The organism is Saccharomonospora piscinae, from assembly GCF_005862235.1.
Lineage (GTDB): Bacteria > Actinomycetota > Actinomycetes > Mycobacteriales > Pseudonocardiaceae > Saccharomonospora > Saccharomonospora piscinae.
Genome location: NZ_VCEK01000002.1, coordinates 877,349 through 903,636 on the forward strand (window position 1 = coordinate 877,349; position 26,288 = coordinate 903,636).

Below are 26,288 nucleotides of genomic sequence, written 5' to 3' on the forward strand. Positions count from 1 at the left end.
GCCGACCAACGTCCGTGTTCGGAAAGTGCCGACGGCGCTACCTTTCGTGAGCATGCGTATTCGAACCCGAGCATGCCTGCGCGGTGCCGCGGCCGGGCTGGCCACCGTGTTGCTCGCCGGCACGGCGAGCGCGGCGCCCGCAAACCCCTCCAATCCCGGAGCACCCGGCGTCGGCGACCCTTACTACCCCGGTGACGGCAACGGTGGCTACGACGTCACCCACTACGACATCCGGCTGACCTACGAGCCGGACACCGACCGGCTGTCCGGAACCACCACGCTGCTCGCCACCCCCACCACCGACCTCACCAGCTTCAACCTCGACTTCGCCCTCGACGTGGAGTCGGTGCGGGTGGCCCACCGCCCCGCCGAGGTGACCCGGGCCGAGGACGACCCCACCGAGGTCGTGGTGACGCCCCGCCGCCCGCTGCGGGAGGGCACGCCGGTGCCGGTCGTCGTGCGGTACGCCGACACCCCGTCGGAGGTCGAGGTGGACGGCCGCACGGCGTGGAAGCGCACCGAGACGGGTGCGCTGGCGGTCGACCAGCCCCACATCGCCGAGTGGTGGTTCCCGTCCAACGACCACCCCACCGACAAGGCGACCTTCGACGTGTCGGTGGCGGTGCCCGACGACGTCTCGGCGCTGTCGAACGGGGTGCTCGCGAGCCGGACCCCGCAGCGGGCCGGATGGACGCGGTGGAACTGGCGCAGCACCCAGCCCCAGGCCACTTACCTCGCGTTCCTCGCCGTCGGCGACTACGACGTACGCCACGCCACCACCCCGAGCGGGCTGCCGATGACCAACGCCTACGACACCGGGCTCGCCGCCGCCGACCGCGCGGCGGCCGAGGCGAGTGTCGAACGCACCCCCGAGGTCGTCGAGTTCCTGGAGGAGTCGTTCGGCCCCTACCCGTTCGAGGCGCTGGGCGGGGTCGTGACGAACGGGCTGGGCTTCGCGCTGGAGAACCAGACCCGCTCGGTCTACGACGCGGGCTTCTTCCGCTACGGCTCCAACCTGTCGGTCGTGGTCCACGAGAACGCCCACCAGTGGTTCGGCGACTCGGTGGCGGTGGCGGGCTGGGACGACATCTGGCTCAACGAGGGCTTCGCCACCTACGCGGAGTACCTGTGGTCGGAGCACGCGGGCGAGGGCACCGCGGCCGAGCTGGCGCAGTACGTCTACGACTCGATCCCGGCCGACGACCCGTTCTGGCGGGTGACGCCCGGTGACCCCGGCGCGGAGCACCAGTTCCATCCCGCTGTGTACGACCGGGGAGCGCTGGCGGCCCACGCGCTGCGCACCGCCGTCGGCGACGACGTGTTCTTCGAGCTGCTGCGCACGTGGCTGGACGAGCGCCAGGGCGGCCACGGCAGTATCGAGGAGTTCGCCGCGCTGGCCGAACGGCTTTCCGGTGAGCGGCTCGACCCGGTGTTCGACACCTGGCTGTTCACCCCGGAAAAGCCCGGGTCCGGACCGAACGGCGCCGCGTCGCGCGCGACGGCGGGTGTCGCCGAACCGGAGTCCTACCGCGAGATCGCCTTCACTCACCGGCAGCTGGCACGCCACTGACGAGCAGGTCGATATGCTCGCCCTGTGACGAGCGGCGACCACCCCGAGCGAGGCACGGCCACCACGGCCGCCACGTTCACCGCCCGGCGCGTCCACGCGCTGCGGATCGGTGTGTGGACCGCGCTCGGGGTGGCGTCGGTCATCACGTTGCTGGGTGTGGTGCTCGTGCTGGGAGCACTGCGCAACGACCAGCTGATCGCCGACAATCGGGGCATGGCCACGGCGCAGGTGGAGCAGGTCATGTTCAACCGCACCCTGATCCGCTACGAGACCCCGGACGGCGTGATGCACAGTCCCGAGAACGGGGTGCTCTATCCCGACGGCCTCGTGGCGGGCCAGCTGGTGCGCATCGAGTACGACACCACGGACCCGGAGCTCGCGAAGATCGCCGGGCGCACGTGGCTGCTGACGTTGCTGCCCGTGTCGACCACCGTGTTGGCGACCTGGCTGATCGCCGCTCCGCTGGTGTGGTGGCAGCGGTCCCGGCTGCGCGCTCTGCGACCCCGGCAGGACGAACCCGGCCCCTGACGCCTCACGTGGCCAGCCAGGCCGCCACCTCCCCAGCCACGCCCGGCGCCGCGACCAGCAGTCCGTCGCCCGGCGTGGCCACCACCGCTCCGGTCTCGACGGCCAGCGCGAGCGCACCCGCCACCACGGGTTCGCGGTAGCGGGGCAGCACCGCCGCGGCGGCGCGCCCCAATGCCACCTGCGTCACCGCCGTCGCCGCCGAGCCCAGCACCCGCACCGCGGCACCGGCCCCGGTCGCACGCCGGACGAACTCGGCAGGACCCGGCACCGGAGGAACCCCGCCGTCCGCGAACTCGGTACACACGAGCGCCCCCGCGAGCGCGGTGCCACCGGCCGCGCCGCCGTGGTGGCGGGACACCCGCACCGGACCGTCCTCGGTGCGCACTCCCCGGCCCCGCGCGGCGGCGTAGCTCCGCCCGGCAGCCGGGTCGGCCACCACTCCCACGACAGGCCCCGTGCGGTCCACGAGCGCGAGACTGTAGGCGTAGCCGGGCAGCCCCGCGAAGTAGTTGGCCCTGCCGTCGAGGGCGGCGACCAGCCAGCGATACGGCGTGGACGGTGCGGGGTCGCCGGTGACCGGGATGCCGGGGAACTCGGCGGACAGCACCCGCCGGGTGTGGCGTTCGAGGGTGGCGCCGGTGTCGCGCACCCACGCGAACGGCGAGTCCCCGCCGTCGGCCCCGGCCGCGCGGCCCGCCGTCGCGGCGAGGACGTCGCCCGCGTCTCCCGCGAGCCGGACGGCGACCTCCAGGGCACGGGACACGAGGCCGTCATCGAGGGGCCGGGCCGGTGACGGCGAGGGAGGGGCCATGCCGGTCCAGCGTGGCCCGCACGGGTGTCCGCCGTGCGACACCGAGGTGACACCCCGGCGCGACCGGCGTGAACGTTGCGGCCCGCGTTCGCCCGCACGGGTGAACGCCGTGCTCGCCACCGTCGAGCGACGGCGTGGCAGTCTCACCGGAGACGCCGGACGGGCCGACTACACTCCCGGCATGGCCCGAGCGAGCCTCGACAAGGACCCAGCCGACGTCGCGGCGATGTTCGACGGCGTCGCCCACCGCTACGACCGCGCGAACTCCGTGATGACGTTCGGCTTCGACCGCCGCTGGCGCGTCACCACCGGCAGGGCGCTCGACGCCCGGCCCGGGGAGAAGGTGCTCGACCTGGCGGCGGGCACGGGCGTGTCCACGGAGGAGTACGCCAGGGGCGGGGCGTGGTGCGTGGCCGCCGACTTCTCGCTCGGGATGCTGCGCGGCGGCAGGCACCGGAACGTGCCGATGGTGGCCGCCGACGCGCTGCGGCTGCCGTTCGCCGACGGGGTCTTCGACGCGGTCACGATCACCTTCGGGCTCCGCAACTTCGTCGACACCCGTGCGGCGCTCGCCGAGATCGCCAGGGTGGTGCGACCCGGCGGCAGGCTCGTGGTCTGCGAGGTGTCGACGCCCACCTTCGGGCCGATCCGCTACGTCTACCGGCGGTTCGCGCTGCGGCTGATGACGTGGTTCGGCCGCAGGGTGTCGTCCAATCCGGACGCCTACTCGTACCTGTTCGAATCGATGCTCACCTGGCCGGCCCAGCGGCGGCTCGCCGAGATCATCGCCGACTCCGGCTGGAAGAGCGTCGAGTGGATGAACGTCACATTCGGCGTGGTGGCCATCCACCGCGCATGGAAGCCACACGCCGACTCGTAGACTCGCGGCATGACTCACGACGCCGAGGTCATCGTCGTCGGCGCGGGCCCGGCGGGCTCCACGGCGGCCACCTATCTCGCCCGCGCGGGCGTCGACGTACTCCTGCTGGAGAAGACGAGCTTCCCGCGCGAGAAGGTGTGCGGTGACGGGCTGACGCCCCGGGGGGTGAAGCAGCTCATCGACCTCGGTATCGACACGAGCCCGGAGGCGGGCTGGGTCCACAGCAGGGGACTGCGCATCCTCACCGGGGACCTGACGCTGGAACTCGACTGGCCGGAGCTGACCGCCTACCCGCCCTACGGCGTGGCGCGCACGCGCCAGGACTTCGACGACCTGCTCGCCAGAACGGCGGTGAAGGCGGGGGCGCGGCTGCGCGAACGCACCACGGTGACCGGCGCGATCACGGACGAGCGCACCGGCAGGGTCGTCGGCGTCGAGGCGAAGGAGGGCCCCGACCGCAGGCCGGTCCGCTACCGCGCGCCGCTGGTGCTGGCGTGTGACGGGGTCTCGGCGCGGCTGGCGCTGTCCGTCGGGATCGCCAAGCACGACAAGCGCCCCATGGGCGTCGCGGTCCGCCGGTACTACCGCAGCCCCCGGCACGACGACGCCTACATCGAGGGGCACCTGGAGCTGTGGGATCGCAGCGATCCCCGCGAACCGAAGCTGCTGCCCGGCTACGGCTGGGCCTTCCCGCTGGGCGACGGCACCGTGAACGTCGGGCTCGGCATGCTGTCCACGTCGAAGTCGTTCCGCAGCATCGACTACCGGTCGCTGCTGCGTTCGTGGCTCGACTCGACTCCGCAGGAGTGGGGATACCGCGAGGACAACGCCGTGGGCCGCATCGGTGGGGCCGGGATTCCGATGGGCTTCAACCGCACCCCGCACTACCGCGACGGGCTGCTGTTGCTCGGCGACGCGGGCGGCATGGTGAGCCCCTTCAACGGCGAGGGCATCGCGGCGGCGATGGAGTCGGCGCGTGCCGCGTCGGAACACGTGGTGCAGGCACTGGCCCGGCCCGAGGGGGCCTCGCGGGAGCGCGCGTTGCACGGGTACCCGCGCGCGGTCGCCGAGGCGATGGGCGGCTACTACCGGCTCGGCAACCTGTTCGCGAAGGCCATCGGACACCCGAAGGTGATGCGGGTGGCCACGAAGTACGGGCTCAGGGTGAAGCCGTTGATCCCGCTGGTGTTCAAGGGCCTGTCCGGTTGCTACGACCCGAAGGGCGGCGACGCCGTGGACCGGCTCGTGGCGACGCTGTCGAAGGTGACACCGACCCCGCGCTGACCGGCCGGCCAGCCAGTGGGAAACATCACAGTACGTCCGTACTGAAAGGCGCCCGCCGCCGGTCCGGAGTCGGCTTTGCCCAGCTCTGCCCGGTGCCCTCGCGATACGCGGGCAGTGCCCAACGTTCGTGAGCGCGCGCGGGTTCCTTCGGGGGGCTAGCGACAACGTGTGAGGTGCGTCTTACACTGCACCCATGTTTTGTGAAGGGCTTCACAACCGCGCAGCATCGTTTGTGAACTCTTTCACAAGCAGGGTCGGTTGCGTCGGGTGTGACAGAGGTGGTCGAGGACACAAGGTAAGGCGGTCCTTATCCACAGGGGTCCCAGGTAGGTCCCTTAGGGTCTCGCCACGGTGAGTGTTCAGGCAGTAGTCAGCAGTCTCGACCATGTCCGTTACGCAGCGGCGCGTGAAAGGATGGTGCCGCAGTGAACGCTGTGAACGCGGTGAGTACGCCGATGGCCGCGGTGGAGGTTCTCGCGCAGGATGGCGCGGACTCCGGCCTCGGTGTCTTCCTCCCGCTGGTGTTGCTGTTCGGGCTCGCGCTCGCGTTCGCGCTCTTCTCGGTGCTGCTGGGTCCGCTACTCGGCCCCAGCCGCTACAACAAGGCCAAGCTCTCCGCCTACGAGTGCGGCATCGAACCGTCGCCCCAGCCGCTGGTCGGCGGTGGCCGCATGCCCATCGCCTACTACGTCACGGCGATGCTGTTCATCCTCTTCGACATCGAGATGGTGTTCCTCTTCCCCTACGCCGTGTCGGCGGACTTCCTGGGGTTGTGGGGAGTCGCGGCCATCACGCTGTTCATCGCGACGTTCTTCATCGCCGACATCTACGTGTGGCGGCGCGGCGGGCTGGATTGGAACTGACGAACCATGGGTCTCGAAGAGAAACTCCCGAACGGAATCCTGCTGACGACGCTGGAGGGCGTGGTCAACTGGGCTCGTAAGAACTCGCTGTGGCCCGCGACGTTCGGCCTCGCCTGCTGCGCGATCGAGATGATGACCACCGGCGGCTCCCGCTACGACATCTCGCGGTTCGGCATGGAGCGCTTCAGCGCCACGCCACGGCAGGCCGACCTCATGATCGTCGCGGGAAGGGTCACGCAGAAGATGGCGCCCGTCCTGCGCCAGATCTACGACCAGATGGCCGAGCCGCGCTGGGTCATCGCGATGGGCGTGTGCGCGTCCTCGGGCGGCATGTTCAACAACTACGCGGTCGTGCAGGGCGTCGACCACATCGTTCCCGTGGACATGTACCTGCCGGGCTGCCCGCCGAGGCCGGAGATGCTGCTCGACGCGATCCTCAAGCTGCACGCGAAGATCCAGGACGAGCCCATGGGGCCGCGCCGTGCCGCACTGCGCGCGGAGAGCGGCCAGCAGACGGAGATCGTCCCGTCGTCGATCAAGTTCGCGAAGAAGTGATGGGCATGTCTGACGAGAAGCCACAGACCGGCGCCGAGATGTCGAGCGCCGAGCGCGAGAACGGGCTGCGCCCCGAGGGCTCGCGGCCCGCCGCGCCCGCCGAACCCGTGGTCGCGGGCCGCGAGCGCCGCGGCATGTTCGGCGTCTCCGGTACCGGGGACACCTCGGGATACGGTGGCCTGCGGCTGCCCGCCTACTCCCCGCCGCCCGCCGAGCGCCCCTACGGCGGCTGGTTCGACGACTTCGCCGACGAGTTCTTCGCGGCCCTGTCAGACAACGGGATTCCCGCCGAGTCGATCCAGCAGGTCACGGTCGACCGCGGCGAGATCACCTTCTACGTGCGGCGCGAGCACCTGGTGGAGGTCTGCCGCACCCTGCGCGACGACGCTGGCCTGCGGTTCGAGATGTGCGTCTCGGTGTCCGGTGTGGACTACGGCGAGGACGTCCCGCAGCGGCTGCACTCCGTGTACCACCTGCTGTCGATGACCTACCGCCGCCGCATCCGGCTCGAGGTCGCCGTCGACGTCGACGACCCGCACCTGCCGTCGGTCGTGGAGGTGTACCCGACCGCCGACTGGCACGAGCGCGAGGCCTACGACATGTTCGGCATCGTCTACGACGGCCATCCCGCCCTCACCCGCATCCTCATGCCGGACGACTGGGACGGCCACCCGCAGCGCAAGGACTACCCGCTGGGCGGAATCCCGGTGGAGTACAAGGGCGCGGAGATCCCGCCGCCCGACACGCGGAGGTCCTACTCATGACCACGAGCGACCGCATCGCCGACGCGAGCACCGGCACCGACACCACGGCCGAGGGCGCCGAGAGCGCCCGCTACGCCGACCACCGCGAGACCACCGAGGGCCGGGTCTACACGGTCAGCGGCGGCGACTGGGACGACGTGCTCTCCGACGCCACCCAGTCCGAGCGCATGGTCATCAACATGGGCCCGCAGCACCCGTCCACGCACGGCGTGCTGCGGCTCGTGCTGGAGATGGAGGGCGAGACCGTCACCCAGCTCCGCTCGGTCATCGGGTACCTGCACACCGGGATCGAAAAGAACTGCGAGTACCGGACGTGGACCCAGGGCGTCACGTTCGTGACGCGCATGGACTACCTCTCGCCGCTGTTCAACGAGATGGGCTACTGCATGGCGGTGGAGAAGCTCCTCGGGATCGAGGTGCCCCGCCGCGCGCAGCTGCTGCGCGTCATGCTCATGGAGATCAACCGCATCGCCTCCCACCTGGTCTACATCGCCACCGGCGGCATGGAGCTCGGCGCCACCACCGCGATGACGATCGGCTTCCGGGAGCGTGAGGAGGTCCTCCACCTGCTCGAACACCTCACGGGCCTGCGCATGAACCACGCGTTCATCCGGCCCGGCGGGCTCGCGCAGGACATGCCGGAGGACTTCCACGCCAAGGTCACCGAGTTCTGCAAGGTGATGGACAAGCGGCTGCCGCTCTACGACAAGCTGTTCACCGGGCAGCCGATCTGGCGCAACCGCCTCAAGGGCGTCGGGTTCCTGCCCGTGGACGCGTGCCTCGCGCTCGGGATCACCGGCCCCGTCCTGCGGTCCGCCGGGCTGGCGTGGGACCTGCGCAAGCAGGAGCCGTACTCCGGTTACGACGAGATCGACTTCGAGGTGCCGACCGCCACCGACGCCGACTGCTGGGCCCGCTACCTCCTGCGCGTCGAGGAGATGCACCAGTCGCTGCGGATCGTGCGGCAGGTGCTGACGATGCTGGAACCCGGTCCCGTCATGGTCGAGGACAAGAAGGTCGCCTGGCCCGCGCAGCTCTCGATCTCCAGCGACGGGATGGGCAACTCGCTCGACCACGTCCGCAAGATCATGGGTCAGTCGATGGAGTCGCTGATCCACCACTTCAAGCTCGTGACCGAGGGCTTCTCCGTTCCGCCCGGCCAGGCGTACTCGCCGGTCGAGTCACCGCGTGGCGAGCTGGGTTTCCACCTCGTGTCCGACGGAGGCACGAGGCCGCTGCGGGTCCACGCCAGGGAACCGAGTTTCGTGAACCTGCAATCGATGCCCGCGATGTCCGAGGGCGGTCTCGTCGCCGACGTCATCGCGGCCGTCGCCTCGATCGACCCTGTGATGGGGGGAGTGGACCGATGACCACGCCGTCGCAGCACCCGTCGGACACGCCGGAACACGGGGCGCGGCCCGCGGAGCGGACCTACGCCGCCGCGTCGCCGGACGTCGACGTGAAGGCCATCGCGCCGGAGTCCGACGACGAGATGCTGGTGGAGTCGCGGACCGCCGACGTGTTCGACGCCGACATCGAGGCGAAGGCCGCCGAGCTGGCGGCGCGCTACCCGCAAGCGCGCTCGGCGCTGCTGCCGATGCTGCACCTGGTGCAGTCGGTGCAGGGTTTCGTCAGCCAGGAGGGCATCGCGTTCTGCGCCCGGCAGCTCGACCTCTCCGAGGCCGAGGTCAGCGCGGTCGCGACCTTCTACACGATGTACAAGCGCAGGCCGTGCGGGCAGCACCTGGTGAGTGTGTGTACCAACACGCTGTGCGCCGTGCTGGGCGGCGACGCGATCTATGCGCGACTGTCCGAGCACCTGGGTTCCGACGGCGAGAAGCTCGGGCACGAGCAGACTGCCGGCGAACCGGGCGATCCCGGCTCGATCACGCTGGAACACGCCGAGTGCCTCGCCGCCTGCGACCTCGGGCCCGTGTTGCAGGTGAACTACGAGTACTTCGACAACCAGACGCCGGAGCAGGCGGTGGAACTCGTGGACGCGCTGCGGCGCGGTGAGAAGCCGCAGCCCACCAGGGGCGCGCCGCTGACCGACTTCAAGTCGGTGGAGCGTCAGCTCGCGGGCTTCTTCCCGGAGGCGGACGACGTGTTCCGGTCCGATGTGGACTCCCCGTCCCAGGCGGTGGAGACGCTGCGCGGCGCTCAGGTGGCCGCGGACCGAGGGTGGACGGCGCCGGTGATGCCGGAGAACGCACCACTGCCGGATCTGGAGGCGAAATGACGGCCGATTCCCTGACCCCGGTGCTGACGAAGCGGTGGCTCTCGCCGCAGTCGTGGCGGCTGGCGACCTACGAGAAGCTGGAGGGCTACACGGCGGTGCGCAAGGCGCTCGCCGGAACCCCCGAGCAGCTCGTGCAGCTCGTCAAGGCGGCGGGACTGCGCGGTCGCGGCGGTGCGGGCTTCCCGGCGGGCGTGAAGTGGTCCTTCATGCCACCCAACGAGGACAAGCCCCACTACCTCGTGATCAACGCCGACGAGGGCGAGCCGGGCACCTGCAAGGACATCCCGCTGATGATGGCGGACCCGCACTCGCTGATCGAGGGCTGCATCATCGCCTCCTACGCGATGCGGGCGCACCGGTGCTTCATCTACGTGCGGGGTGAGGCGCTGCACCCGATCCGCAGGCTGACCGCTGCCGTGCGGGAGGCCTACGACGCGGGCTATCTCGGTCGGGACGTGCTGGGCTCGGGGTTCGACATCGACATCACCGTCCACGCGGGAGCGGGTGCCTACATCTGCGGCGAGGAGACCGCGCTGCTCGACTCGCTGGAGGGGCGCCGCGGTCAGCCCAGGCTCAAGCCGCCGTTCCCCGCCGCCGCCGGGCTGTACGCCGCGCCCACCACGGTGAACAACGTCGAGACCATCGCCAGCGTGCCCTACATCGTCAACGGCGGTGCCGACTGGTTCCGCGAGATGGGCACGGAGAAGTCGCCGGGCCCGAAGATCTTCTCGATCTCCGGGCACGTCGAGCGTCCCGGCCAGTACGAGGCGCCGCTCGGCACCACGCTGCGCGAGTTGCTGGAGCTGGCCGGCGGCATGAAGGGCGGTGTGCCGCTGAAGTTCTGGACACCGGGCGGGTCGTCGACACCGCTGTTCACCGCCGAGCACCTGGACGTGCCGCTGGACTTCGAGGGCGCGGCCGAGGCGGGTTCCATGCTCGGCACCACGGCCGTGCAGGTGTTCAACGAGACCGTGTCGGTGCCGTGGGCCGTGATGAAGTGGACGCAGTTCTACGAGCACGAGTCGTGCGGCAAGTGCACGCCGTGCCGGGAGGGCACCTTCTGGCTGGCGCAGATCCTGGAGCGGATGGTCGACGGGCACGGCACCGAGGCCGACATCGACACGCTGCTCGACGTCTGCGACAACATCCTCGGCCGGTCGTTCTGCGCGCTCGGCGACGGTGCCACGAGCCCCATCACCAGCGCCATCAAGTACTTCCGCGACGAGTTCGTGGACCTGTGTGAGAAGAACCGGGCGAGCTCGCCCGAACTGGTGGGAGCATCATGACCATCGCACCCGAGGCGGCCTCGAAGGACGAGACCCCGGTTCCGGAGGGCCACGTCAAGCTCACCATCGACGGTGAAGAGGTCATCGCCCCCAAGGGCGAGCTGCTGATCCGGACGGCGGAGCGGCTCGGCACCGTGATCCCGCGCTTCTGCGACCATCCGCTGCTGGACCCGGCTGGCGCGTGCCGCCAGTGCCTGGTCGAGGTGGAGATGAACGGCCGTCCGATGCCGAAGCCGCAGGCGTCGTGCACGATGACGGTCGCCGACGGCATGGTCGTGAAGACGCAGCGCACGTCGCCGGTCGCCGACAAGGCACAGCAGGGCGTGATGGAGCTGCTGCTCATCAACCACCCGCTGGACTGCCCGATCTGCGACAAGGGCGGCGAGTGCCCGCTGCAGAACCAGGCGATGGCACACGGCAGGGCGGAGTCGCGGTTCCACGACCGGAAGCGGACGTTCCCGAAGCCGTTGCCGATCTCGACGCAGGTGCTGCTGGACCGCGAACGCTGCGTGCTGTGCCAGCGCTGCACCCGGTTCTCGGACCAGATCGCGGGCGACCCGTTCATCGAGTTGCTGGAGCGGGGCGCGCACCAGCAGATCGGCACCTCGGAGACCGCCGACGTGCTGGACCTCGCCTCGCGGACCACGGGCGGCACGCCGTTCCAGTCGTACTTCTCGGGCAACACCATCCAGATCTGTCCCGTGGGAGCGCTGACCAGCGCCCAGTACCGGTTCCGGTCGCGGCCCTTCGACCTCGTGTCCTCGCCGAGCGTGTGCGAGCACTGCTCGGTGGGGTGCTCGATGCGCACCGACTTCCGGCGCGGCAAGGTGATGCGCAGGCTCGCGGGCGACGATCCCGAGGTCAACGAGGAGTGGCTCTGCGACAAGGGCCGGTTCGCCTTCCGGTACCCGGGCTCGGCCGACCGTCTGCGCACCCCGCTCGTCCGCAACGCCGACACCGGCGAGCTGGAGCAGGCGTCGTGGACCGAGGCGCTGCGGGCCGCGGCCGACGGGCTCGCGAAGGCCCGCGACGGCCGGGGTGCCGGGGTTCTGCCGGGCGGCAGGCTCACGGTCGAGGACGCCTACGCCTACAGCAAGTTCGCCAGGGTGGCGCTTCGCACCCACGACGTCGACTTCCGCGCGCGGGCGCACTCGGCGGAGGAACTCGACTTCCTCGCCTCCCACGTGGTGGGCACGACGCCGGCCGACGGGGTCACGTTCCGCCAGTTGGAGGCCGCGCCGCTGGTGCTGTGTGTGGCCTTCGAGCCGGAGGAGGAAGCTCCGGTCGTCTACCTGCGGCTGCGCAAGGGCGCCCGGGACAGCGACACCAAGGTCGTCCACATCGGGCAGTGGAGCACGCCCGCGGTGCGCAGGACCTTCGGCGAACTGCTGGCGTGCGAGCCGGGTGCCGAGCCCTCGGCCGTGGACGGGCTCGCCGACGGCGCGCCGGACGTGGACGAGCTGCTGCGGGCCGAGGGGTCCGTGGTGCTCGTCGGCGAGCGCGCGGCCGAGATCCCCGGGCTTTTCTCCGCGCTGCACCGGCTCTCGGAGCGCACGGGCGCGCCGGTGGCCTGGGTGCCGCGCAGGGCCGGCGAGCGGGGTGCGCTCGAAGCTGGCGCGGTCCCGAACCTGCTGCCCGGCGGGGTGCCCGTGGCCGACGCCGAGTCGCGGGCCGCGCTGGAGCGGACGTGGGGGCTCGACGCCGGGACGCTGCCCCCGCGACCGGGCCGCGACACGGGCGCGATCCTCACGGCCGTGCGCAACGGCGACCTGGACGGCCTGCTCGTCGGCGGTGTGGAACTCGCCGATCTGCCCGATCCGGAGCTGGCGCGCGAGGCGCTGCGGCGTTGCGGTTTCGTGGTGAGTCTCGAACTGCTGCACAGCGAGGTCACCGAGTACGCCGACGTCGTGTTGCCGATCGCGCCGGTCGACGAGAAGTCGGGCACGTTCCTCAACTGGGAGGGCCGCCGCCGCGAGTTCTCGGTGACGCTCGACGGCACCGGGGCGCTGCCCGACTGCCGGGTGCTGGACACGCTGGGCGTCGAGATGGACGCCGACCTGTTCACCCAGACTCCGGCCGCCGCGGCCGGCGAGCTGGTGCGGGTCAGCGGCCAGCTCACTCCGGTGAAATCTCCCGGTCCCGACGTCCCCGCCGCCGCTGTGGTGAAACCCGGGCCGGGCGAGGCATTGCTCGCCACCTGGCGGCAGTTGCTCGACGTGGGCGCGTTGCAGGCCGACGAGCCGCATCTCGCCGGCACGGCGCGGCGCGTCGTGGCCCGGATCTCGCGGGCCACGGCCACCGCGCTCGGCACGCCGGGGACCGTGACCGTCTCGACCGGGCGCGGTGCGGTGACGCTGCCCGTGGAGATCACCGACCTTCCCGACGGCGTGGTGTGGCTGCCGGGCAACTCACCGGACTCGACGGTGCGCAACACGCTCGGCGTGGGGCACGGCGCCGTGGTCTCGATCGCTGCCGGAGGTGAACGGTGAGCCCCGCGATGGTGCCCTTCCTCGCGCAGGCGCAGGAGCCGATGACGCGGGCGGAGCTGCTGGCGGACGACCCGCTGTGGCTGATCCTGCTCAAGGCCGTCGTCGTCCTGCTGATCGGGCCGCTGCTGACCGTGCTTCTCATCGTGGGGGAGCGCAAGATCATCGGCCGGATGCAGAACCGGCCCGGCCCGAACCGCGTTGGCCCCGGCGGCTGGTTCCAGTCGCTGGCCGACGCGATCAAACTGCCGTTCAAGGAACAGATCATCCCGGACACGGCCGACCGGAAGGTGTACTTCCTGGCGCCGATCATCGTGGTGGTGCCAGCCCTGATCGGGCTCGCCGCGATCCCGTTCGGTCCCGAGGTGTCCATCTTCGGGGAACGCACGGTGCTGCAGCTGATCGAGCTGCCGGTCAGCGTGCTGCTGATCCTCGCCGGCGCGTCCATCGGGGTGTACGGCATCGTGCTGGCGGGCTGGTCGTCCGGCTCGCCGTACCCGCTGCTCGGCGGCCTGCGGTCCGCGGCCCAGGTGATCTCCTACGAGATCGCGATGGGGCTCTCGATCATCGGGGTGGCGCTGTACGCGCAGTCGCTGTCCACCGGCGACATCGTCGAGGCACAGGCGAGTGGGTGGTACTTCTACCTGCTGTTGCCCAGCTTCCTGATCTACGTGGTCTCGATGGTCGGGGAGACCAACCGCGCGCCGTTCGACCTCCCCGAGGCCGAGTCGGAGCTGGTCGGTGGCTTCCACACCGAGTACAGCTCGATGAAGTTCGCGATGTTCTTCCTCGCCGAGTACACCAACATGGTGATCGTCTCGGCGTTCGCGACCACGCTGTTCCTCGGCGGGTGGATGTTCCCGTTCGTCGGCCTCGACTCGCCGCTCAACCAGGGCTGGTGGCCCGTCCTCTGGTTCTTCGCCAAGATGGCGGTCGTCCTCTTCGGCTTCATCTGGCTGCGCGGGACGTTGCCTCGGTTCCGCTACGACCAGTTCATGAAGCTCGGCTGGAAGGTGCTCATTCCCGTCGGGCTGATCTGGGTCGTGGTGATCTCGGCGATCCGGGCCATCCGCACCGACGGCAACGTCTCCACCACGCAGATCATCATTGTCGGTGCCGTCGTCATCGCGGTGCTCGTGCTGCTCACCCTCCTGCTGCCGGAGAAGGAGGTGCCGTACGAGGACTCGGTGCCGGTCACCGGCAGCGACTACCCGCTGCCGCCGCTCGACCTCGCCGTGCCGAAGACGACACCGCGACAGAAGGCCCTGCGCGCCAGGCAACGGTCCGAACAGCAGGCCGTGCGGTCCGAGCGGGCCGAACCGGCGTCGGTCACCTCAGGTAAGGAGAACGCCGATGGGGATGTTTGATCCCATCAAGGGATTCGGTGTCACCTTCTCGACGATGTTCAAGAAGGTGGCCACCGAGGAGTACCCGGAGATCGGGGCCCCCGCCGCGCCGCGCTACCACGGCCGTCACCAGCTCAACCGTCATCCCGACGGGCTGGAGAAGTGCGTGGGTTGCGAGCTGTGCGCCTGGGCGTGCCCCGCCGACGCGATCTTCGTCGAGGGCGGCGACAACACCGAGGAGGCCCGGTACTCGCCCGGTGAGCGGTACGGCAAGGACTATCAGATCAACTACCTGCGGTGCATCGGCTGCGGGTTGTGCGTCGAGGCGTGCCCCACCCGGTCCCTCACGATGATCAACTTCTACGAGCTGGCCGACGACGACCGCCAGAAGCTGATCTACACGAAGGAGGACCTGCTCGCGCCGCTGCTCGAGGGCATGGAGCAACCGCCGCACCCGATGCGGCTCGGTGACGACGAGCAGGACTACTACGTCAGGGGCCCGGAGCTGGCTCGCACGCGTGGTGTGCCCTCCGGCGAGGCGGTCGAGACGTCCGAAGAGAAGGCAATGGGATGACTGGGATGACTGTGCCGACTGTGCCGACTGGGCCGTTCGAGATCACGGGGTCCGCCGCGTTCGCGACGGTGCAGCCGGTGCTCGCACAGGCCGAGGCCGCGGCCACCGTGTCCACCGGTGAGGCGATCGCGTTCTGGGTTCTCGGCCCGATCGCCCTCGCCGGCGCGCTCGGCATGGTGTTCGCCCGCAACGCGGTCCACTCGGCACTGTGGCTCGTGCTGACGATGCTCTCGCTCGGGTTGCTGTACCTCACGCAGCAGGCGCAGTTCCTCGGCTTCACGCAGATCATCGTCTACACCGGCGCGATCATGATGCTGTTCCTGTTCGTGCTCATGCTGGTGGGTCGTGAGTCGTCCGACTCCGTGGTGGAAGTGCTGCGCGGGCAACGCCTGCTCGCGGGCCTCGTCGGTGTGGGGGTGGCCGTGCTGCTCGCCGCCGCGCTGACCCGCTCCGTCGCGGAGGTCACCCCGGCGCAGCCGCTCGACCCGTGGAGCGCCGAGGGCGGCGGTGCGGGCGGCCTCGGCCGTGTCATCTTCAGCGACTACCTGTTCCCGTTCGAGCTGACCGCCGCGTTGCTGATCACGGCGGCGATGGCCGGCATGCTGCTGTCGTTCACCTCCCGCAACATCCAGGGCGGCAAGCGCACGCAGAAGGAACTCGTGCTCGCCAGGTTCCGGGGTGAGTACGAGCGGCCGTCCCCGAAGCCGGGGCCCGGCGTGTTCGCCACGTCGAACTCGGTGGCCACACCGGCACTGCTGCCCGACGGGTCCGTGGCGCCGGAGTCGCTGTCCGAGCTGATCGAGACCACGCCCACGGCGAAGTTGCAGGCGCACCGCGAGCGGATGAGCGGTGCGGAGCCGGGCCCGGACGCGCGGGCGCTCGTCGGCGGCGCTCCCGAAGCGGCCGGTTCCGACGGCGCTGACGGCGCTGCCGGCGCCGACCTGGACGATCCCGACGGCAAGGGCCGCGGCGGTTCCGACAAGGGGGAGGACGAGTCGTGACCCCGACGTACTACCTGCTGTTGTCGGCGTTGCTGTTCACGATCGGCGCCGTCGGCGTCCTCGTGCGCCGCAACGCCATCGTGGTCTTCATGTGCATCGAGCTGATGCTCAACGCCGTGAACCTGTCACTGGTCACGTTCGCGCGGATCAACGGCTCCATCGACGGTCAGGTGATGGCGTTCTTCGTCATGGTCGTGGCCGCGGCGGAGGTCGTCGTCGGGTTGGCGATCATCATGTCGATCTTCCGGACCCGCCGGTCGGCCTCGGTCGACGACACCAACCTGCTGAAGTACTAGCTACCAACCACAGGGAACTACCTTGATCGCATCATCGTGGCTGCTGGTCGCGTTTCCCGCGCTCGGCGCCCTCGTCCTGTTGGTCGGTGGGAACCGCACCAACGCGTGGGGGCACCTGCTCGGGTGCGCGACGGTCATCGCGTCGTTCGTCTACGGCTTGGCACTGTTCTTCAGCGAGTCGCTGTCGGAGGCCACCGACACCACGGTCTACTCGTGGATCCCGGTCGAGGCGTTGCAGGTCGACTTCGGACTGCGCGTCGACCCGCTGTCGGTGACGTTCGTCCTGCTGATCACCGGTGTCGGATCACTGATCCACATCTACTCGATCGGCTACATGTCCGACGACGCCGCCCGGCGCCGCTTCTTCGGCTACCTCAACCTGTTCGTCGCCGCCATGCTCGTGCTGGTGCTCGGCAACAGCTTCGTGATGCTGTACCTGGGCTGGGAGGGCGTCGGTCTCGCGTCCTACCTGCTGATCGGCTGGTACCAGGACCGGCCGTCGGCGGCCACGGCCGCGAAGAAGGCGTTCCTCATGAACCGCGTCGGTGACGTGGGGCTGGCGCTGGCGATCTTCCTGATGTTCAAGTACATCGGCAGCACGAGCTACGCCGAGGTGTTCGCGGGCATCGGCGACCTGTCGCCCGGTGTGATCACCGCGATCGCGTTGCTGCTGCTGCTCGGCGCGTGCGGCAAGTCGGGCCAGTTCCCGCTCCAGGCGTGGTTGCCCGACGCGATGGAGGGCCCCACTCCGGTGTCGGCGCTCATCCACGCCGCCACGATGGTCACGGCGGGCGTCTACCTGATCGCCCGCGCCGCGCCGATCTACAACCTCACCGAGGACGGCAGGCTGGTCGTCACGATCATCGGCGCGTTCACGCTGCTGCTCGGCGCGATCATCGGCTGTGCCTACGACGACATCAAGAAGGTGCTCGCCTACTCCACGGTGAGCCAGATCGGTTACATGATGCTCGCCGTGGGGCTGGGGCCCGTCGGCTACGCACTGGGCATCGCCCACCTGCTCACCCACGGCTTCTTCAAGGCGGGACTCTTCCTCGGGGCCGGGTCGGTCATGCACGCCATGAACGACGAGGTCGACATGCGCAAGTTCGGTGGCCTCGCGAAGAAGATGCCCATCACCGCGGGCACCTTCGTGATCGGCTACCTCGCGATCATCGGCTTTCCGTTCCTGTCCGGCTTCTACACCAAGGACGCCATCATCGAGGCCGCGTTCGGGCAGGAGGGCTGGCGCGGCTGGGTCTTCGGCGGCGCCGCACTGCTCGCGGCGGGCATCACCGGCTTCTACATGACCCGACTCGTGCTGCTGACGTTCTTCGGCAAGCAGCGGTGGCGGGAGACGACCTCGGCCGACGGCAGGGAGTTCCACCCGCACGAGTCCCCGGCGGTGATGACCGGGCCGATGATCGTCCTCGCGGTCGGCTCGGTGATCGCGGGCTTCCTGCTCATCTCCGGCGACACGCTCGCGGAGTTCCTGACTCCCTCGGTGGGCGCACTCGCCGAGTCCGAACACGGCGTCCTGCCGCATGCGCTGGTGCCCTGGCTGACGGTGGGCCTGTCCGGGCTCGGCGTGCTGCTCGCCTGGGCGCTGTTCGGCCGGCGCCCGACGCCGGTCGAGCGGCCCGAGCGCGTGTCGTGGCCCGTGCGGGCCGCCCGTAAGGACCTGTACGGCAACGCGCTCAACGAGACGCTCGTCGCCACGCCGGGGCTGTGGCTCACCCGCTTCTCCGTGTTCCTCGACAACCGGGGTGTCGACGGCGCGGTGAACGGGCTCGCGGCCTCACTCGGCGGCGGATCGAGCCGCCTGCGCCGCCTCCAGACCGGGTTCGTGCGGTCGTACGCGTTGTCGATGCTCGGCGGGTCGTTCCTGCTCGTCGCCGCACTGCTGTTGGTGAGGTTCTCATGAGTTGGCTCGTTGCCCTGATCCTGCTGCCGCTGGCCGGCGCCCTCGCGGTCGCCGGGCTGCGCTCGAACGACCGGGCGGCGACGCTGACGGCGTTGGGCGTGTCCGTGGCCGAGTTGCTGCTGGTCGTGCCCACCTGGCTGGCCTACGACCCCGGTGGGGAGCGCATCCAGCAGGTCACGTCGTTCGACTGGATCCCGGCGCTGGGCGTCCACGTCTCGTTCGGCATCGACGGCATCGCACTCGTGATGATCGCGGTGATCGCGCTGCTGGTTCCCGTGGTGATCGGCCTGCTGAACTCCACCGACCGGCTGCCCGAGGGGCGCACCGCGGGCGGGTTCCTGTCGCTGATCCTGCTGCAGCAGGCACTGACCGTCGCCGTGTTCGCCGCGACCGACGTGTTCCTGTTCTACGTGCTGTTCGAGGTCATGCTGGTGCCGATGTACTTCCTCATCGGCTTCTACGGCGGGCCGAGGCGGCAGTACGCGGCCGTCAAGTTCTTCCTCTACTCGTTCCTCGGCGGGCTGATCATGCTCGCCTCCGCCATCGGCGCCTACTCGCTGGCCTCCGAGGAGCTGGGCAGCGGCACGTTCGACTGGGCCACGCTGGTCTCGGTGGTCAGCGAGGCCCCGCTGGACACGCAGATCTGGCTGTTCCTCGGGTTCTTCCTCGCGTTCGCCATCAAGGCACCGCTGGTGCCGTTCCACACATGGCTGCCGGACGCGGCGGGGCAGGCACCGATCGCGGTCACCGTGCTGCTGGTCGGCGTGCTCGACAAGGTCGGCACGTTCGGGTTCCTCCGCTACAGCGTGCCGATGTTCCCCGACGCGAGTGCGCAACTCGCGCCGCTGGTTCTGGTGCTCGCCGTGCTCGGCGTGATCTACGGCTCGATCCTCGCGGCGGGCCAGCAGGACATGAAGCGGTTCGTGGCGTACGTGTCGATCGCCCACTTCGGATTCATCGCGCTCGGCATCTTCGCGTTCACGCCGCAGGCCACGGTCGGCGCGGCGACGTACATGCTCAACCACAGCCTCGCCACCGGCATGCTGATCCTCGTGGTCGGCCTGGTCGCCGCGCGCGGCGGCTCCACCCGGATCTCCGACTACGGCGGCATGTTCAAGGTGACGCCGATCCTCGGTGGAATGCTGTTGCTCGCGGGGATGTCCACCATCTCGCTGCCCGGGACCAACTCGTTCGTGAGCGAGTTCCTGGTGCTGCTGGGCGCGTTCGACTCCCGGCCCGTCTTCGCGATCATCGCGACGGTGGGCATGGTGCTCGCCGCCGCGTACGTGCTGTGGCTGTACCAGCGGATCATGACCGGGCCCGTCGGGGGCAATGCCCTGGTCGGGGTCGGTGGGGGCCCGGGTACGGCCGTGGCGCCCGAGGCCGGGGCCCGCAAAGCCATCCGTGACCTCTCCGGCAGGGAAATCGCGGTGCTCGCACCGCTCGTCGTGTTGATCGTCGGCCTCGGCTTCTACCCGGAGCCGGTGCTCGACACGGTGACGCCGTCGGTGGAAGCGACACTGCAAGCGGTGCAGGAAAGGTAATGCCAGCCGTGTTGAACCTTCATCTCGCCCAGCAGGGGCCGATCGAGGCGCCCGCCATCGACTACGCGGCCGTCATGCCGCTGCTGATCGTGCTCGGCGTGGCGTGCCTCGGTGTGCTGCTGGAGGCGTTCCTGTCACCCGAGCGGCGCTGGACGGCGCAGGTGACGCTGAGCCTGCTGGCCGTGGTCGGCGCCGGTCTCGCCCTGGCCCTCTACGTGCCCGACGCGCCCGAACGCGGCACCACGACGCTGAGCGGCACGCTGGCGATCGACGGACCGGCCCTGTTCCTCTGGGGCACGCTGCTAGCGCTGGCGGTGGCCGCGCTGCTGCTGATCGCCGACCGCACGGTCGAGCAGGGCGGGGCGTTCGTGGCCGAGGCGGGCATCAGCCCCGGCACCTACCAGGACGCCGAGCAGGCGGCGACCAAGCCGATGCAGACCGAGATCTTCCCGCTGACGCTGTTCGCGCTCGGCGGCATGATGGCGTTCACCGCGGCCAACGACCTGCTCACGATGTTCGTCGCACTGGAAGTGCTGAGCCTGCCGCTGTATCTGATGTGCGCGCTGGCGCGCAGGCGGCGGCTGCTGTCGCAGGAGGCGGCGGTCAAGTACTTCCTGCTCGGCGCCTTCGCCAGTGCCTTCTTCCTGTACGGCCTCGCGCTGCTCTACGGCTACGCCGGGTCGGTGCGGCTTTCCGACATCGCCAACGCCACGGCGGGCACCGACCGGTCGGACACGCTGCTGTTCGCGGGACTGGGCCTGCTCATGGTCGGCCTGCTGTTCAAGGCGTCCGTCGGTCCCTTCCACACGTGGACGCCGGACGTCTACCAGGGCGCGCCGACGCCGGTCACCGCGTTCATGGCCGCGTGCACCAAGGTCGCCGCGTTCGGCGGCATGCTGCGGGTGCTCACCGTGGGCTTCGAGTCGACGAACTGGGAGTGGCGCGGGGTGCTGTGGGGCGTCGCCATCGTGTCGATGGCGATCGGCGCGGTGCTGGGGCTCACCCAGACCGACGTCAAGCGCATGATCGCCTACTCGTCGATCGCCCACGCCGGGTTCCTGCTGGTGGGCACCATGGCGCTGACCGAAGAGGGCCTGTCGGGCACGCTGTTCTACCTCCTCGCCTACGGCTTCACGACGCTGGCCGCGTTCGGCGTCGTCTCGCTGGTGCGCGACGCGGGCGGTGAGGCCACGCACCTGTCGGCGTGGGCGGGCCTGGCGAAGCGGTCCCCGTTGCTGGCGGCGGTGTTCACGTTCCTGCTGTTCGCGCTCGCCGGCATTCCGCTCACGAGCGGGTTCGTCGGGAAGTTCGTGGTGTTCTCGGCGGCACTGTCCGACGGTATGGCGCCGCTCGTGGTGATCGGGCTGGTGTTCAGCGCCGTGGCCGCTTTCTTCTACCTGCGTGTCGTGGTGCTGATGTACTTCTCGAAGCCCGCGGACGACGGCCCCACGGTCAGCGTGCCGGGGACGTTCACCACCGCCGCTATCACGCTGGGCGTGGTGATCACGCTGCTGCTCGGGATCGCGCCGACGTTCGCTCTCGACTGGGCCGGTGCCGGAGGCTTCGCGATCGCGTCGTGACGAGGCGCGGCTGTCGGAGGTGGCGGCTAGCCTGCGGTCATGGTCCAGATCACGGTCACGCCGGACTGCGGTAACGCCCCCAGGAAACAGGTGCTGCGCGACTACGTCATCGCGCTGGTGGAGCACGACACGGAAGCGCTGCGCTCGGCCGTCGCCGACGATGTCGAGTGGGAGATCGTCGGAGCGCGCACTGTTCGAGGGTGGGCCGACTTCGCCGCCGCGGTGGAGTCGGCCTTCGAGCAGCGGCCGGAGACGGTGCGGTTGGACAGCATCCTCACGCACGGGAGCGAGGGAGCGGTCAGCAGCCGCATGATCTTCACTGGGCGAGGCGAGTTGCGCTGCTGTGACGTCTACCGGTTCAGCGGCCACAGCAAAACCGCGAAGATCAAGCGCAGCACGTCCTACTGGATCGAGCTGTGAGCGGTCCTCAGTCCAGGGTGGCGCGGAGCGCGGCCACTCTGGACGCCAACCGGGACGGGCTGCCGGGGAACACGGCGATGTGCTCTCCGGCCCGGTGCAACCCGACCCGCCCGATGTCGAGATCGAGGTAGCAGACCACGCCTTCCGCACTGACGCGCTCACCGCCGTCGGGCCGCCGTGCCACACGGAGGTAGCCGATTCCGTGTTCGGGCCGGGACAGCAGGTCGTGCAGCACGTGTGCCTCCTGCGCGTCGCCGTCCCGAAGTCGTTGCGCGGGGACGGTGAACGGCTCGAACTCCTCCGGCTCGTCCCAGCCGGGCAGCGTGTCGACCAGGAGGTCCGGCAACAGGTGCGCGGTGGCGGTGTCGAGGCGAACCCGTGTGTCGCACCGGACCGCGACGACCACCGACCGGCCGCGAGCGGCCACCAGCGCACTGTGTTCGGCCCGCGCCGAGCGCGTGTGGGCGATGTACTCGGTGTGCGGTCGGGCGAGGACGTGGAGCACGTCCTCGAACTCGGGTGTGAGCCGCTCGCCCCGCGTGAGTCCGGCGGCGGCGAGTTCGTCCAGCGTGCCCGCGGCGACGCGGGCGGCGGCGGACGGCGGAACGTAGCGAGCACCGCCTGCGAACACGGGGTGCGGGGTGTGGCAACCGATTCTCGACAGCGCGTCGAGCACCGTGTGCAGGGTCAACTCGGCCGCCACCCGACTACCTCGACGGTCGCTCACCGATGACCGGTGGTGCCGCCGTGGGCAGCGGGTCGCGGAACGTGTCGTCCGGGTCGGCCTCGCGCAGGTAGTCCGGGCGGCGGCGATCCTTGTCCTCGCCCGCACCGCGCGTGGCGCCCGCCGCGGGTATCCCGGCCGCGCCCCTGGGCGCGGCGCCCGTCGTGCCGGCCGGGGACGCAGTGCCGCCACGGGACGCGGCCGGCCGGCCGACCGCCCCCGCCCCGCTTCGGCGGCCCGGGGGCGGCGGCGAGCCGGTCCGGGGTGTGGTGGGTGTCCGACCCGGGGCGTCCGTGCGCGGGGCCGGGCGCGGAGGGGCGCCTCCCACGGCAGGGGCGGACGCGGGCGAGCCGGTGTGCTGTGCCGATGGCGCAGGCGCGGTCGGCCGTCCTGGTTGTTGCTGCTCGTGGGACGGATTGGTGACCACCGGCGACGAGGTGTGGGAGGCCGCCGCCTGCGTGCCGTCGGAGCGCTCCCGGGATGCCGGTAGTTCCGGCCGGCCGGCGTCCACCGCCGACCGGGACGAGGGCGCGCGGGAGTCGGGGGACGCGGAGGATTCGGTGTCGGCGGTGCCGGAGGCGGCCGGGCCCGTGCCGGGATCGGCGGCCCGCGCGTGCTCCTCCACCCGCGTGATCTCGATGCCCTCGCCGCGCAGTGGGGTGTAGTGCACCGGCACCGTGTCACCGTTGGCGGTGCTGGCCTGGTGGTAGGAGCGGAACGCGGCGACGTTGTGCCAGGCGTCGCGCTCGTAGCCGTCCAGCTTCGCCTCGAAGGAGTCGCCGCCGAGCAGATCCACGATCAGGTCTTCCTTGGTGGGTGCCGGTGGTTGCGGCGGTACGGGCACCACGCTGTCGCGGACGGTGCCGAAGGCGGTGATCTGGTCCGTCACGGCGCGGTCGGTGTCGCGCAGCAGCGCGCTGTCGGTTTCCACCGTGTGAGACAAGGGCCATGCAAGCAGTGCGGCTCGCTCACCAGCTCCGCCCTGCCAGCCGAGCCCGGTATCGGCGGTGGCTCGCACGTCGGCCGAGAGGTCCTCGAGCAGCCGTGTCAGTTGCTGCGCGGAAGCGGCGGCGGTTGCCAGGCTGTCGGAACCGTGGCCGCCGGTGACCTGCTCGTAGATCTGGGCCGCCGTGAGCGGAGTTTCGTTGACCATGACCCTCCCGCCGTCAGTCGGTTGCCTTGATGTTGTCGATCACGTCGGTGGCGACCTCGTGCGCCGCGTCGCAGGGATCTTTCCTACCGACGGAATGGTGACCGAGGTAGACGTCGACGTTGACGTAGTCGGAGTCGCTGGTGCCGACGGTGATGAGGCACTCGCCCTTATCTCGGTTGTCCAGGATGCCGTAGGAGATGGCGGGGTAGCCGCTCACGGATGGCGCTTCCAAGAAGTAGGCATGCTTGTAACTGTTCCGGTACAGGGCGGCCAAGCCGTCGTCGGTGAGCTGTGGGTAGGTGACCGCTATTTCGGCGTCGCTGCCCATATCGGCGTGCCAGGAGCAGGAAGGTCCGGCGATCTCTGATTCGCTGCGTTTGGTTTCCGCGTTCTCGCCGAGATATTCGATGATCTGGTCGGCGGTGAGCGATGAGCAGGGTTCGTCGAGCAGGGCGTCGATCTCCAAGGGATCGCTCACTGCGGGGACGCGGGGAGCGGTGCTCTCGGAGGAGAGTGCTGTCGGGATAGAGGTCGGGACGGCCGGTGTGGGCGCTCCACTGCTGGTGGGTGTCGAGCATCCTGTGATGAGCGCGGCGACGCTGACCAGCGCTATGGCGGCCGAGAAGTGCTTCATTCCAGCGCGCCCATTCGCGCCGTCTCGGCTGCAGCCTCGTCCTCGGCGCCGACGTACCCGCCAAGAGCTGCGCGGAGTCGGTCCCGCATGTCCACGCAGTACCCGAGGCGTTCCTCCAGTGCGAGCTGCAATTCCGCGCCGGAAGCCCGCACCTTCTCGGCGTGTCCGACACTTGCGAAGTCCAGCCCCGGCTCCTGCGCGGAAGCGATGTCACGCGCCGCTCGGATCGCTTCCCGGTAGTGGTCGGCGAAGTCGCCCCACTTGCGGACGAGCTGTTCGAGGACTTGGGTCTCGAGGGCGAACCCGTCGTCGTCGAGGGATGCTTGCGCGGCTGCGGTGCTGATGCGGGCTGCGCGGGCGAGAGGGGCGCCCTCCGTGTCCGGGGCGCCGGACGCTGTGGCATCCGGGGGTGGCCGGTAGATCGCTTCGCCACCCGGACGGGCTATTCCTCGAATCTCTCTCGCCACTATTGCCCCGCATCCAGTCTGCGTGAATCCCTTGTGTCGAGCGGAACGAAATTAGCAACATCGATCCCATCTCGCACCCCGTCCCATTCGATGTGATGAAAACGTAAGTGAATTCCTTGTTCCAATTTCGCGATTTCCGACCCGTGTTGACGTCACTGTTGCGTCACAGCGCTGCGTGACGCGGTGGCTAGCACGCTACCTCAGTGCATCCGGACGTGTCGCGAGTGTCACCGAGGGTGCTCTACCTGCGGGTCATCGGTGCGTGACCTCGGCCCATTAGGCTTGTGAGGACCGTGTGCCGAGGGTCGAAAGGGCGGAGCCGACGTGTCAGTGCGTGATGGCACCATCGACGAGTTGCGCGCTGCAGTCGGGCTGCAGATCGCGGACGAGCAGTTGCTGCGGACACTCGTCGCCGGGCTCGACGACGTGGAGGACGTGCTGCGCGGCGTGGTGAGCAGCGACGTCGCCGCCATCGACGAGGCCGCGCGTCACCTGGTCGACGCGGGGGGCAAGCGGTTCCGTCCCATGTTCACGCTGCTGGCGTCCCAGTTCGGGCCTGGAGGGCGGCACGAGGCCGTGGTCACCGCGGCCGCCGCGGTCGAGCTGGTCCACCTCGCCACGCTCTACCACGACGACGTGATGGACGAGGCCACGATGCGCCGGGGCGCTCCCAGCGTCAACGCCCGGTGGGACAACAGCGTGGCGATCCTGACGGGTGACTACCTGTTCGCGCACGCCTCCCTGCTGGTGGCGGACCTGGGCACCGACGCGGCGCGCATCATCGCGGAGACGTTCGGGGAGCTGGTCACCGGGCAGATGCGCGAGACGGTCGGCCCGCAGCACGGTGACGATCCCGTGGACCACTACCTCTCGGTCATCGGGCAGAAGACCGGATCGCTGATCGCGACGGCGGGCCGGTTCGGCGGCATGTTCTCCGGGGCCGGTGCCGAGCGCATCGAGGCGCTGCACCGCTTCGGCTCCATCGTCGGCACGGCGTTCCAGATCTCCGACGACATCATCGACATCGCCTCGCCCTCCGACACGTCCGGCAAGCCACAGGGCACCGATCTGCGGGAAGGCGTGCGCACGCTGCCCATGCACTACGCCCTGTCGGAGCGGGCGCCGGAACCCCGGCTCGTGGAGTTGCTGAGCGGCCCGCTGACGGACGATGACTCGGTGGCGGAGGCGCTGGAGTTGCTCCGTCGTTCGGGTGGCCTCGAACGCACCAGGGCGACACTGGCCGACTACGCTCGGCGCGCACGGGAGGAGCTCGCCGGACTGCCCGCGTCGCCGGCGAGGGAAGCCTGCGAGTCGGTCGCCGACTACCTCGTCGCCCGGACCCACTAGCAAGCCCAGCAGGAA

General features: G+C 70.0%; 25 protein-coding genes. 20 read left to right on the plus strand and 5 right to left on the minus strand.

The annotated features are described in order from the left end of the window. Positions 1-52 precede the first annotated feature (52 nt). The gene (locus FFT09_RS09905) at positions 53-1,570 is read left to right on the plus strand and encodes a M1 family metallopeptidase (RefSeq protein ID WP_081193541.1); all 1,518 of its coding nucleotides are present in this window, start codon (positions 53-55) and stop codon (positions 1,568-1,570) included. Positions 1,571-1,594: 24 nt separating this feature from the next. Further along, a complete protein-coding gene (locus tag FFT09_RS09910) occupies positions 1,595-2,098 on the plus strand; it encodes a DUF3592 domain-containing protein (RefSeq protein ID WP_138382475.1) in 504 nt (167 codons plus the stop codon). Between the two features lie 4 nt (positions 2,099-2,102). Here the strand turns inward: FFT09_RS09910 and FFT09_RS09915 are convergent, their stop codons facing one another. After that, the gene (locus FFT09_RS09915; RefSeq protein WP_138382476.1) at positions 2,103-2,909 is read right to left on the minus strand and encodes an inositol monophosphatase family protein; all 807 of its coding nucleotides are present in this window, start codon (positions 2,907-2,909) and stop codon (positions 2,103-2,105) included. A 181-nt stretch (positions 2,910-3,090) separates the two neighbouring features. On the opposite strand from FFT09_RS09915, the gene FFT09_RS09920 reads away from it, so the two are divergent. The 17 genes from FFT09_RS09920 to FFT09_RS10000 all read left to right on the plus strand — a co-directional run bounded on the left by FFT09_RS09920 (position 3,091) and on the right by FFT09_RS10000 (position 21,948). After that, on the plus strand, positions 3,091-3,789 hold the full coding sequence (locus FFT09_RS09920) for a demethylmenaquinone methyltransferase (RefSeq protein WP_024876424.1): 699 nt from the start codon (positions 3,091-3,093) through the stop codon (positions 3,787-3,789). A gap of 9 nt (positions 3,790-3,798) precedes the next feature. Beyond that, positions 3,799-5,073: a geranylgeranyl reductase family protein gene (locus tag FFT09_RS09925; protein WP_081193190.1), complete on the plus strand. Its 1,275-nt coding sequence runs from the start codon at positions 3,799-3,801 to the stop codon at positions 5,071-5,073. A gap of 455 nt (positions 5,074-5,528) precedes the next feature. Further along, positions 5,529-5,936 carry an NADH-quinone oxidoreductase subunit A gene (locus FFT09_RS09930; RefSeq protein WP_176218323.1) on the plus strand — a complete coding sequence of 136 codons (408 nt, stop codon included), beginning with the start codon at positions 5,529-5,531 and terminating at the stop codon, positions 5,934-5,936. A 6-nt stretch (positions 5,937-5,942) separates the two neighbouring features. Next, complete coding sequence (locus FFT09_RS09935; RefSeq protein WP_024876421.1) at positions 5,943-6,491, plus strand: NuoB/complex I 20 kDa subunit family protein; 549 nt, start codon at positions 5,943-5,945, stop codon at positions 6,489-6,491. Beyond that, positions 6,491-7,255 (plus strand): NADH-quinone oxidoreductase subunit C, encoded by a 765-nt coding sequence (locus FFT09_RS09940; protein ID WP_081193192.1) that lies wholly within the window; start codon positions 6,491-6,493, stop codon positions 7,253-7,255. Before FFT09_RS09935 ends, FFT09_RS09940 begins: the two co-directional genes overlap by 1 nt. After that, positions 7,252-8,625, plus strand: coding sequence for an NADH-quinone oxidoreductase subunit D (locus FFT09_RS09945; protein WP_081193194.1), 1,374 nt, complete (start codon positions 7,252-7,254; stop codon positions 8,623-8,625). Before FFT09_RS09940 ends, FFT09_RS09945 begins: the two co-directional genes overlap by 4 nt. Continuing rightward, positions 8,622-9,494 (plus strand): NADH-quinone oxidoreductase subunit NuoE, encoded by an 873-nt coding sequence (nuoE, locus tag FFT09_RS09950; protein WP_138382477.1) that lies wholly within the window; start codon positions 8,622-8,624, stop codon positions 9,492-9,494. Before FFT09_RS09945 ends, nuoE begins: the two co-directional genes overlap by 4 nt. Beyond that, on the plus strand, positions 9,491-10,780 hold the full coding sequence (nuoF, locus tag FFT09_RS09955; protein ID WP_138382478.1) for an NADH-quinone oxidoreductase subunit NuoF: 1,290 nt from the start codon (positions 9,491-9,493) through the stop codon (positions 10,778-10,780). The genes nuoE and nuoF overlap by 4 nt, the downstream gene beginning before the upstream one ends. Continuing rightward, the gene (locus FFT09_RS09960; RefSeq protein ID WP_081193200.1) at positions 10,777-13,269 is read left to right on the plus strand and encodes an NADH-quinone oxidoreductase subunit G; all 2,493 of its coding nucleotides are present in this window, start codon (positions 10,777-10,779) and stop codon (positions 13,267-13,269) included. The genes nuoF and FFT09_RS09960 overlap by 4 nt, the downstream gene beginning before the upstream one ends. Before the next feature lie 8 nt (positions 13,270-13,277). Beyond that, the gene (gene nuoH / locus FFT09_RS09965) at positions 13,278-14,633 is read left to right on the plus strand and encodes an NADH-quinone oxidoreductase subunit NuoH (protein WP_176218324.1); all 1,356 of its coding nucleotides are present in this window, start codon (positions 13,278-13,280) and stop codon (positions 14,631-14,633) included. Then, the gene (gene nuoI / locus FFT09_RS09970; RefSeq protein WP_024876414.1) at positions 14,620-15,186 is read left to right on the plus strand and encodes an NADH-quinone oxidoreductase subunit NuoI; all 567 of its coding nucleotides are present in this window, start codon (positions 14,620-14,622) and stop codon (positions 15,184-15,186) included. Before nuoH ends, nuoI begins: the two co-directional genes overlap by 14 nt. A gap of 5 nt (positions 15,187-15,191) precedes the next feature. Next, positions 15,192-16,187 carry an NADH-quinone oxidoreductase subunit J gene (locus FFT09_RS09975; RefSeq protein ID WP_138382479.1) on the plus strand — a complete coding sequence of 332 codons (996 nt, stop codon included), beginning with the start codon at positions 15,192-15,194 and terminating at the stop codon, positions 16,185-16,187. After that, complete coding sequence (gene nuoK, locus FFT09_RS09980; RefSeq protein WP_019814967.1) at positions 16,184-16,483, plus strand: NADH-quinone oxidoreductase subunit NuoK; 300 nt, start codon at positions 16,184-16,186, stop codon at positions 16,481-16,483. Before FFT09_RS09975 ends, nuoK begins: the two co-directional genes overlap by 4 nt. A 22-nt stretch (positions 16,484-16,505) precedes the next feature. After that, complete coding sequence (gene nuoL, locus FFT09_RS09985) at positions 16,506-18,404, plus strand: NADH-quinone oxidoreductase subunit L (RefSeq protein WP_024876412.1); 1,899 nt, start codon at positions 16,506-16,508, stop codon at positions 18,402-18,404. Beyond that, the gene (locus FFT09_RS09990) at positions 18,401-19,948 is read left to right on the plus strand and encodes an NADH-quinone oxidoreductase subunit M (RefSeq protein WP_081193206.1); all 1,548 of its coding nucleotides are present in this window, start codon (positions 18,401-18,403) and stop codon (positions 19,946-19,948) included. The genes nuoL and FFT09_RS09990 overlap by 4 nt, the downstream gene beginning before the upstream one ends. Positions 19,949-19,956: 8 nt before the next feature. Next, positions 19,957-21,528 (plus strand): NADH-quinone oxidoreductase subunit NuoN, encoded by a 1,572-nt coding sequence (gene nuoN, locus FFT09_RS09995; RefSeq protein ID WP_138382480.1) that lies wholly within the window; start codon positions 19,957-19,959, stop codon positions 21,526-21,528. A gap of 39 nt (positions 21,529-21,567) precedes the next feature. Continuing rightward, complete coding sequence (locus tag FFT09_RS10000) at positions 21,568-21,948, plus strand: nuclear transport factor 2 family protein (RefSeq protein WP_138382481.1); 381 nt, start codon at positions 21,568-21,570, stop codon at positions 21,946-21,948. A gap of 7 nt (positions 21,949-21,955) precedes the next feature. Here the strand turns inward: FFT09_RS10000 and FFT09_RS10005 are convergent, their stop codons facing one another. From FFT09_RS10005 to FFT09_RS10020, 4 genes are read right to left on the minus strand one after another with little or no spacing between them, the layout of a single operon-like run. Continuing rightward, a complete protein-coding gene (locus tag FFT09_RS10005; protein WP_138382482.1) occupies positions 21,956-22,651 on the minus strand; it encodes an ESX secretion-associated protein EspG in 696 nt (231 codons plus the stop codon). A 4-nt stretch (positions 22,652-22,655) separates the two neighbouring features. Then, the gene (locus FFT09_RS10010; RefSeq protein WP_138382483.1) at positions 22,656-23,825 is read right to left on the minus strand and encodes a hypothetical protein; all 1,170 of its coding nucleotides are present in this window, start codon (positions 23,823-23,825) and stop codon (positions 22,656-22,658) included. Positions 23,826-23,838: 13 nt separating this feature from the next. Then, on the minus strand, positions 23,839-24,459 hold the full coding sequence (locus tag FFT09_RS10015; RefSeq protein ID WP_138382484.1) for a DUF3558 domain-containing protein: 621 nt from the start codon (positions 24,457-24,459) through the stop codon (positions 23,839-23,841). Continuing rightward, a complete protein-coding gene (locus FFT09_RS10020) occupies positions 24,456-24,926 on the minus strand; it encodes a hypothetical protein (RefSeq protein WP_244231291.1) in 471 nt (156 codons plus the stop codon). The genes FFT09_RS10015 and FFT09_RS10020 overlap by 4 nt, the downstream gene beginning before the upstream one ends. A gap of 324 nt (positions 24,927-25,250) precedes the next feature. Between FFT09_RS10020 and FFT09_RS10025 the strand changes: the two genes are divergently transcribed. Beyond that, on the plus strand, positions 25,251-26,273 hold the full coding sequence (locus FFT09_RS10025) for a polyprenyl synthetase family protein (protein WP_138382485.1): 1,023 nt from the start codon (positions 25,251-25,253) through the stop codon (positions 26,271-26,273). The last annotated feature ends 15 nt before the right edge of the window (positions 26,274-26,288 follow it).

Excerpts from the sequence above, each read along its gene's own strand:
- FFT09_RS09905 (WP_081193541.1), top strand. The coding sequence starts at position 53 with ATGCGTATTCGAACCCGAGCATGCCTGCGCGGTGCCGCGGCCGGGCTG.
- FFT09_RS09915 (WP_138382476.1), bottom strand. The coding sequence starts at position 2,909 with ATGGCCCCTCCCTCGCCGTCACCGGCCCGGCCCCTCGATGACGGCCTC.
- FFT09_RS09920 (WP_024876424.1), top strand. The coding sequence starts at position 3,091 with ATGGCCCGAGCGAGCCTCGACAAGGACCCAGCCGACGTCGCGGCGATG.
- FFT09_RS09925 (WP_081193190.1), top strand. The coding sequence starts at position 3,799 with ATGACTCACGACGCCGAGGTCATCGTCGTCGGCGCGGGCCCGGCGGGC.
- FFT09_RS09930 (WP_176218323.1), top strand. The coding sequence starts at position 5,529 with ATGGCCGCGGTGGAGGTTCTCGCGCAGGATGGCGCGGACTCCGGCCTC.
- FFT09_RS09935 (WP_024876421.1), top strand. The coding sequence starts at position 5,943 with ATGGGTCTCGAAGAGAAACTCCCGAACGGAATCCTGCTGACGACGCTG.
- FFT09_RS09940 (WP_081193192.1), top strand. The coding sequence starts at position 6,491 with ATGGGCATGTCTGACGAGAAGCCACAGACCGGCGCCGAGATGTCGAGC.
- FFT09_RS09945 (WP_081193194.1), top strand. The coding sequence starts at position 7,252 with ATGACCACGAGCGACCGCATCGCCGACGCGAGCACCGGCACCGACACC.
- nuoE (WP_138382477.1), top strand. The coding sequence starts at position 8,622 with ATGACCACGCCGTCGCAGCACCCGTCGGACACGCCGGAACACGGGGCG.
- nuoF (WP_138382478.1), top strand. The coding sequence starts at position 9,491 with ATGACGGCCGATTCCCTGACCCCGGTGCTGACGAAGCGGTGGCTCTCG.
- FFT09_RS09960 (WP_081193200.1), top strand. The coding sequence starts at position 10,777 with ATGACCATCGCACCCGAGGCGGCCTCGAAGGACGAGACCCCGGTTCCG.
- nuoH (WP_176218324.1), top strand. The coding sequence starts at position 13,278 with ATGGTGCCCTTCCTCGCGCAGGCGCAGGAGCCGATGACGCGGGCGGAG.
- nuoI (WP_024876414.1), top strand. The coding sequence starts at position 14,620 with ATGGGGATGTTTGATCCCATCAAGGGATTCGGTGTCACCTTCTCGACG.
- FFT09_RS09975 (WP_138382479.1), top strand. The coding sequence starts at position 15,192 with ATGACTGTGCCGACTGTGCCGACTGGGCCGTTCGAGATCACGGGGTCC.
- FFT09_RS09990 (WP_081193206.1), top strand. The coding sequence starts at position 18,401 with ATGAGTTGGCTCGTTGCCCTGATCCTGCTGCCGCTGGCCGGCGCCCTC.
- FFT09_RS10000 (WP_138382481.1), top strand. The coding sequence starts at position 21,568 with ATGGTCCAGATCACGGTCACGCCGGACTGCGGTAACGCCCCCAGGAAA.
- FFT09_RS10010 (WP_138382483.1), bottom strand. The coding sequence starts at position 23,825 with ATGGTCAACGAAACTCCGCTCACGGCGGCCCAGATCTACGAGCAGGTC.
- FFT09_RS10015 (WP_138382484.1), bottom strand. The coding sequence starts at position 24,459 with ATGAAGCACTTCTCGGCCGCCATAGCGCTGGTCAGCGTCGCCGCGCTC.